General features: G+C 70.4%; 1 protein-coding gene. It reads right to left on the bottom strand.

All coding sequences use genetic code 11. The annotated features are described in order from the left end of the window. On the bottom strand, window positions 1–723 hold a 723-nt coding region (locus tag ACLEQD_RS44710), incomplete at both ends, for a phosphopantetheine-binding protein (RefSeq protein ID WP_410391968.1).

Genomic DNA, 723 nt, shown 5'->3' with positions numbered 1-723 from the left:
CGCTGCTGCGCGAAGGACAACGGCGCCTGACCCGTGCGAGCCGTGGCCACGAGCTTCGGCACCGTGCTGCCCTGCTTCGCGGACTCGACCTTGAGGGCCAGCGCCGCGACTGTCGGAGCCTCAAAGAGGGCTCGCAGCGGCAGGTCGATGTTGAAGGCCGTGCGGATGCGCGACACCGCCTGCGTCGCGAGCAGCGAGTGGCCACCGAGCTCGAAGAAGCTGTCCTCCACCCCTACCTGCGTGGCGCCCAGCACCTGCGCCCAGATGCTCGTCAGGACCTCCTCGGTCTTCGTGCGCGGCGCCACGTACTGGCGCGTGCGCTCCGCTCCGGCCTCCGGCTTCGGCAACGCCTTGCGGTCCACCTTGCCGTTGGCGTTGAGCGGCAGCGCCTCCAGCACCACGAAGGCCGACGGCACCATGTACTCCGGCAGACGTCCCTTCAATGCACTGCGCAGCGCGGCCGACTCCACCGTGTGGCCCGGCTGCGCCACCACGTATGCCACCAGCCGCTTGTCGCCCGGTGCGTCCTCACGCACCACCACCACCACGTCCCGCACCGTGGGCTGCTCACCCAGCGCCGCTTCGACTTCTCCCAGCTCGATGCGGAAGCCGCGCACCTTGACCTGGAAGTCCATGCGGCCCAGGTACTCCAGCGTCCCCTCCCGGCTCCACCGCGCCTTGTCTCCCGTGCGGTACAGCCGCGTCCCTGCCGCACCGTACGGG

Source organism: Corallococcus sp. 4LFB (genome assembly GCF_046520365.1).
Taxonomy (GTDB): domain Bacteria; phylum Myxococcota; class Myxococcia; order Myxococcales; family Myxococcaceae; genus Corallococcus; species Corallococcus caeni.
Note: the sequence above shows the minus strand (reverse complement) of the source record. Positions and strands in the feature narration are given on the sequence as shown.